The 6,061-nt window shown below is 75.0% G+C and carries 7 protein-coding genes; 2 read left to right on the top strand and 5 right to left on the bottom strand.

Annotated elements, in window-relative coordinates; genetic code table 11:
* Together DKL51_RS03055 and DKL51_RS03060 are read left to right on the top strand one after the other, a co-directional pair.
* On the top strand, positions 1–396 hold a 396-nt coding region (locus tag DKL51_RS03055; RefSeq protein ID WP_148097711.1), incomplete at its 5' end, for a type II toxin-antitoxin system PemK/MazF family toxin.
* Between the two features lie 62 nt (positions 397–458).
* Complete coding sequence (locus tag DKL51_RS03060; protein ID WP_109948174.1) at positions 459–821, top strand: hypothetical protein; 363 nt, start codon at positions 459–461, stop codon at positions 819–821.
* Between the two features lie 12 nt (positions 822–833).
* On the opposite strand, the gene DKL51_RS03065 is transcribed toward DKL51_RS03060, so the two are convergent.
* The 5 genes from DKL51_RS03065 to DKL51_RS03085 all read right to left on the bottom strand — a co-directional run bounded on the left by DKL51_RS03065 (position 834) and on the right by DKL51_RS03085 (position 5,840).
* Positions 834–1,847 (bottom strand): ADP-ribosylglycohydrolase family protein, encoded by a 1,014-nt coding sequence (locus tag DKL51_RS03065; protein ID WP_124811698.1) that lies wholly within the window; start codon positions 1,845–1,847, stop codon positions 834–836.
* A gap of 42 nt (positions 1,848–1,889) precedes the next feature.
* On the bottom strand, positions 1,890–2,258 hold the full coding sequence (locus tag DKL51_RS03070; RefSeq protein ID WP_185734686.1) for a VOC family protein: 369 nt from the start codon (positions 2,256–2,258) through the stop codon (positions 1,890–1,892).
* Positions 2,259–2,294: 36 nt separating this feature from the next.
* Entirely contained in the window at positions 2,295–3,299 is a 1,005-nt protein-coding gene (locus DKL51_RS03075; protein ID WP_109964369.1) for a methionine synthase, read from the bottom strand.
* 255 nt (positions 3,300–3,554) lie between these two features.
* On the bottom strand, positions 3,555–4,628 hold the full coding sequence (mnmA, locus tag DKL51_RS03080; RefSeq protein ID WP_124811699.1) for a tRNA 2-thiouridine(34) synthase MnmA: 1,074 nt from the start codon (positions 4,626–4,628) through the stop codon (positions 3,555–3,557).
* 36 nt (positions 4,629–4,664) lie between these two features.
* On the bottom strand, positions 4,665–5,840 hold the full coding sequence (locus DKL51_RS03085; RefSeq protein WP_124811700.1) for a cysteine desulfurase family protein: 1,176 nt from the start codon (positions 5,838–5,840) through the stop codon (positions 4,665–4,667).
* Between the last annotated feature and the right edge of the window lie 221 nt (positions 5,841–6,061).

The raw sequence follows: 6,061 nt of genomic DNA on the forward strand, positions 1-6,061 counted from the left end.
CCGTACCCCTGCCTCTCGCCGCGGGCGGTCACCGCACCGCCCCGGCCGCGCGGCGCCGAACGGCCCACCGCCGAGCCCCGGCCCGGCGAGATCTGGTGGGCCGACGTCCCGTACGCCGACGGCACCGGCTCGAAGGTCCGCCCCTGCCTGGTGCTGCACGCCGACAGCCGGGGCGCCGACGTCCTGAAGATCACCAGCCAGGACAAGTCCGGCCGGGACGATCACGTCCGTATCCCCACCCGCGACTGGGACGCCGACGCGGACCACGACAGCTGGCTCGACCTCGCCGAACCCCGGCACGTCCCGGCCGACGCCTTCGCCAACCGGGCCGGCACCTGCGATCCGGACCTCTGGCGTCAGGTCCGACGACTGCACGGCCGGCCGAGCCCGGCCTGACCGAGGGGACGAGCCGGCGTACCGCGATCGGGGCGACACGCGATCGGGGCGACACTGGCGCGATGAGTGACCCCGCCGCCGTCGACGCCTTGCCCGTGCCCACGGCCACCCGCTGGATCCGCCGGGGCACGATGACGGTCGGCTTGCTCGTCGGAGCCATCCTGCTCCCGCTCTTCGGTTGGCTGCTCATCGTGTTCAGCCCGGAGGTGACCGGCAGCCACGAGCCGCCCCCTCCGGGGTTCCACGCGGAGCCGCCCGGTGGCGCGGTCGCCTGGGTCGCGCTGCTGGTCGCCAGCGTGGCGGCCGTGACCTGCCTGGCCCTCGGCTGGATCCGGCTGAACCGGCCCGGATGGTGGTGGTTCTGGCCTCTCGGACTGGCCGGTTGCCTCGCCGCCGGGTTCGTCGCCGCCGAGACCCTGGTCTGAGCGGGCGGCCGGTCAGTCGGAGGCCGCGCCGAGGGCGGTGAGCTGGTCGGCGTACTCGATCCGGGCGGACCAGCCCGACGGCCAGGCCGACATGCCGTGGGCAGCGCCCACGAAGGCTCCGGCGAGGGCGGCGATCGAGTCGGAGTCGCCGGCGGTCCTCGCACCCCGGGCCAGGGCATCCACCGGGTCGTCGGCGTGCCGCAGGGCACAGAGCAGGGCGGTCGCGAGGGCCTCCTCGGCAATCCAACCCTCCCCGGTGTGCCGGCACGGGTCGCCGCCGTCGTCGGGCCCGGCCAGCGCGGCGTCGAGGCGGGCGAGGGCCTCCAGGCACTCGTCCCAGCCAGACGCGATGAACTCCCGCGGGGACCCGGCCCCGGCAACCTGCCACAGGTCACCGAGCCAGTCGGCGCGGTAGACCAGGCGCTGCTCCCGGGCCCGCGCGGCGAGCAGGGCCGGCAACTCCTTCAGCGCGGTGCCGTCGCGCAGCAGCCGCACCGCGTACGTGGTCAGCTCGCTGGCCGCCAGACCGGTCGGGTGACCGTGCGTCAGGCCGGCTTGGAGCTGGGCCAACCCGGCGAGGGTGTCCAGGTCGACGTCGAGCAGCCCGACCGGGGTGACCCGCATGTTGGCGCCACAGCCCTTCGAGCCCGTGACCGTCGCCTCCTGCCAGCGGATGTCCCGGGACAGCTCGGCACAGGCGCGCAGGCAGGTCATGCCGGGCGCCCGGTTGTTGTCCGGACTGACCGCCCAGTCGAGGAAGCGCCGCCGCAGCAGCGGCTCCACCGCCTCCGGGGTGAACGCGGGCGCGTCGTGCAGCGCCCAGCCGACCGCGAGCGCCATCTGCGTGTCATCGGTGACCAGCGCGGGATCACCGGCCAGCTCCCGGGGACCGGCCGGGCCGTACCGGCGCTCGATCTCGGCGACGGTGAGGAACTCGGTGGGCTTGCCCAGGGCGTCACCGTAGGCGAGACCGAAGAGCGAGCCGGAGGCCCGGCGGGGCGAGGAGTCGATCACGGTGGCGATCATGCACCGTACGCGCAAGCCCCGCCAGGCCGGCCCCGCCCCAGGTCAGTCCCAGCAGAGGCAGAACGGGTGCCCGGCCGGGTCGGCGTACACCCGGAAACCCTCACCCTCGCCGGGCAACCGCCGAGCGCCCAGCGCCAGGGCCGCCCGCTCCGCGGTCTCGATGCCGTCGACGGTGACGTCGAGGTGAAACTGCTGCGGCCGCTCGGGGTCAGGCCAGGCCGGCGCCCGCAGGTTGGGCGCCTTCTGGAACGCGATCCGCGGCTGGTGACCGGGTGGCCCGCCGAGCACCACCCAGTCGTCGCCGTCGGAGTTGTCCTCGATCAGCGGCAGGCCGAGCAGCTCAGCGTAGAAACCGGCCAGGGCACGCGGGTCGGGGCAGTCGATCACCACTGAACGCAGCTGTCCAATCATGCCGGCCATCCTGCCCGGCGGGTACGACGGAAAACCTCACTCCTCGTAGAGCCGGCGGCCGGCGTCCCGGCAGGCGGTGAGCACCGCGCGGGCGTACTGCGGGGTGGCCCCGGCGAGGCCGCAGGCGGGGGTGACCACCACCTGCTGCGCCAGCCGGCGGCGGGGAAAGCCGAGGCGGTCCCAGAGCGTGCGTACCCGGTCGGCGACCTGCGCCGACGTCGGCGGGCGACCGGAGGAGGGCGGCACCGTCGGCGCGGCGCCGGCCAGCAGCCCCAGGCCCGCGTCAATCACCTCGCCGAGCGGGTCCAGGTCGGTGACCTGGCCCAGGTCCAGCGCGACCCCGGCCGCGCCGGCGGAGCGGATCAGCTCCAGCGGTACGTCCGGCGCGCAGCAGTGCACCAGGGTCGGCACCCCGGCCGCCTCGATCACGGTATGCAGCAGCGAGCGGGCCACCTCCGACTCCACCGCCCGGTGGGTGCCGAAGCCACTTTCGGTGGGTACTCGCCCGGCCAGCACCGCCGGCAGTGCCGGCTCGTCGAGCTGGAGCAGCACCGACGCGCGGGGCAGCCGTCGGGCGACCGCTTCGACGTGGGCGCGTACGCCCTCGGCGAGCGAACCGGTGAGGTCGCGGACCGCGCCCGGGTCGCGCAGCAGCCGACCGCCGATCGGTAGTTCCAGCGACGCGGCCAGGGTGAACGGGCCGGCCACCTGGACCTTGACCGGGCCGGTGTACTCCTCGGCCTGCTCGGCGAGCTGGTCCAGGTCGCGTTCCAAGAGGTCTCGGGCGCGGCGCAGGTCCCGGCCGGGGCGCGGGGCGATCCGCCAGCGGGCCGCGTACAGCTCGATCGGCAGCTCGACCAGGAGGCCGCCGGTGCGGCCGATCAGGTCGGCCCCGGGACCCCGGGCGGGCAGCTCGGGCAGGTGCGGCAGGGCGGGCAGCTCGCCGAGCACGATCCGCTGTGCTTCGGCGATGTCGGTGCCGGGCAGCGAGCCGATGCCGGTGGCCGCGCCGGCGGGCCAGGGCCAGGACTGATCAGTCACGCCGACGATTATCCGTTGCGCCACCCCGCCCCGACGCGAAGCCCGCCACCCGGGCCGGCCAACGCCCGACCGGACGCTACAGACCTGATGGCGTAAACGAATCACGAGAGGGCCCGCATGGCGGGCGATCTCGGCGCCAGCGGCCAGGCAAACCGCCACCCCAGGCCGCACGGCCACGACAGCCGATTCATTCCATCATCAGAGTTGTAGCAGCCGAGCAGGCATGCAGCGCCGGCCGGGCCGGGCCGCGGGGCGTCAGCCGGTGATGGTGGCCGAGCCGAGCACCACGTCCCCGGCCGGGTCCGGCCGGTACGCCACGATGGCCTGGCCGGCGGCGACACCGCGGACCGGTCGGCGCAGCTCGGCGGAGAGGCCGTGGCCGTGCAGCTCGACGGTGGCCGGCACGACGTCGCCGTGCGCCCGGAGCTGCACCTCGCACTCGACGGGGGCGGTCGGTCGCTCCCCGCCCGTCCAGACCGGACGGGTCGCCCGCACCTGGGAAACCTCCAGCGCCTCGGCGGGCCCGACGGTCACCGTGTTGGTCTTCGGGGTGATGGAGAGCACGTAGCGGGGGCGACCGTCCGGGGCCGGCCGGTCCAGGTGCAGTCCACGGCGCTGGCCGACGGTGTAGGCGTACGCGCCGGTGTGCTGGCCGACGACCGCGCCGGTGAGCGCGTCGACCACGTCTCCGGGTGCCTCGCCGAGCCGCTGGGCGAGGAAGCCTCGGGTGTCCCCGTCGGCGATGAAGCAGATGTCGTGCGAGTCCGGCTTGTCGGCCACCGCGAGGCCGCGCCGGGCCGCCTCCTCGCGCACCTGGGCCTTGGTCGAGTCACCGAGCGGGAAGATCGACCTGGCCAGCTGCTCGCGGGTGAGCACCGCCAGCACGTACGACTGGTCCTTGGCCAGGTCGACGCTGCGCCGCAGCTGACCGTCGGGGCCGAGCCGGGCGTGGTGGCCGGTCACCACGGCGTCGAAACCCAGGGCCACCGCCCGGTCCAGCACCGCGGCGAACTTGATCTTCTCGTTGCAGCGCAGGCACGGATTCGGGGTACGACCGGCCGCGTACTCGGCGACGAAGTCGTCCACCACGTCCTCATGGAAGCGGTCGGCCATGTCCCAGACGTAGAACGGGATGCCGATCACGTCGGCGGCCCGGCGGGCGTCCCGGGAGTCCTCCAGGGTGCAGCAGCCGCGGGCGCCGGTGCGGTAGGTCTGCGGGTTGCGGGCCAGCGCCAGGTGCACCCCGGTCACGTCGTGCCCGGCGTCCACTGCGCGCGCCGCCGCCACCGCGGAGTCCACCCCGCCGGACATCGCCGCCAGAACCCTCACCAGCCCACTCCCCTCATCCCACCGAGCGTATCCGGCTCAGCGCGGGGTCCGGAGGGCGGCGGCGCGGCGGGCCCGGTCCACGGCGCCGGGCAGCGCGGCGATGAGGGCGTCCACGTCGGCGCGGGTGCTGGTGTGGCCCAGGGTGAAGCGCAGCGACGAGCGGGCGCGGTCGTCGTCCGCGCCCATCGCGAGCAGCACGTGCGACGGCTGGGCCACCCCGGCCGAGCAGGCCGAACCGGTGGAGCAGGCGATGCCCTGGGCGTCCAGGAGCAGCAGCAGGGCGTCGCCCTCGCAGCCGGGGAAGGAGAAGTGGGCGTTGCCGGGTAGCCGGTCCACCGGGTCACCGTTGAAGACCACCTCGGGCACCGCCTGCCGGACCCGCTCGACCAGCTCGTCGCGGAGCGCGGCGACCCGGGCGGCGTACTCCTGCTGGCCCTTCACCGCCGCCTCGACGGCGACCGCGAAGGCGACGATGCCGGCGGTGTCGAGGGTGCCTGACCGCACGTCCCGCTCCTGGCCGCCACCGTGCAGCAACGGGGTGGCGGCGACGTCCCGGGCCAACAGCAGCGCGCCGACGCCGGTCGGGCCGCCGAGCTTGTGCCCGGTCACGGTGAGCGCGGCCACGCCGCTGGCGGCGAAGTCGACCGGTACCTGGCCGACCGCCTGGATCGCGTCGGTGTGGAACGGCACCCCGTGCTCGGTGGCGACCGCGGCCAGCTCGGCCACCGGCTGCACGGTGCCCACCTCGTTGTTGGCCCACATGGCGGTGACCAGGGCGACCCGATCACCGTGCGCGGCCAGCTCGGCGCGGAGCCGCTCCGGGTCGAGCCGGCCGGCGGGGTCGACCGGCAGCCAACCGACCTCGGCGCCCTCGTGCCCGGCCAGCCAGTCCACCGCGTCCAGCACGGCGTGGTGCTCGACCGCGCTGGAGACCACCCGCACCCGGCCGGCGTCGGCGGCGCGGCGGGCCCAGAAGATGCCCTTCACGGCGAGGTTGTCGCTCTCCGTGCCGCCGCCGGTGAAGATCACCTCGGACGGGCGGGCGCCGAGGGCGGCGGCCACCCGCTCGCGGGACTCCTCCACCCGCCGGCGGGCGCGGCGACCCGCCGCGTGCAGCGACGACGCGTTGCCCACCTCGCGGGCGGCGGCGACGTACGCCTCGAGTGCCTCGTCGAGCATCGGGGTCGTCGCCGCGTGATCCAGGTATGCCATCACCGTTCAGCCTAACGACCGAGGCCCGGCCCGCCGGATGCCGGAGTCCCGTCGGCGTACCGGGGCGGGGAGCGCACCCTCCCCGCCCCGGCCGCTAGGCCGTGTGTCGAAGTCGGCGGTGGTGGGCGATGAGATTCCGGCGCGTCGGTGATCGATAAGTAGCGAGGTCTCCGGTAGATGGTTCATCGACGAAGAAGACCATCAGCACGGAGACCTCGTGA

Source organism: Micromonospora globispora, assembly GCF_003857015.1.
GTDB classification, from domain to species: domain Bacteria; phylum Actinomycetota; class Actinomycetes; order Mycobacteriales; family Micromonosporaceae; genus Micromonospora; species Micromonospora globispora.

Bases quoted from the DNA above. Each gene is read 5' to 3' on its own strand.
- DKL51_RS03060 (WP_109948174.1), top strand. From the start codon at position 459: ATGAGTGACCCCGCCGCCGTCGACGCCTTGCCCGTGCCCACGGCCACC.
- DKL51_RS03065 (WP_124811698.1), bottom strand. From the start codon at position 1,847: ATGATCGCCACCGTGATCGACTCCTCGCCCCGCCGGGCCTCCGGCTCG.
- DKL51_RS03070 (WP_185734686.1), bottom strand. From the start codon at position 2,258: ATGATTGGACAGCTGCGTTCAGTGGTGATCGACTGCCCCGACCCGCGT.
- DKL51_RS03085 (WP_124811700.1), bottom strand. From the start codon at position 5,840: ATGGCATACCTGGATCACGCGGCGACGACCCCGATGCTCGACGAGGCA.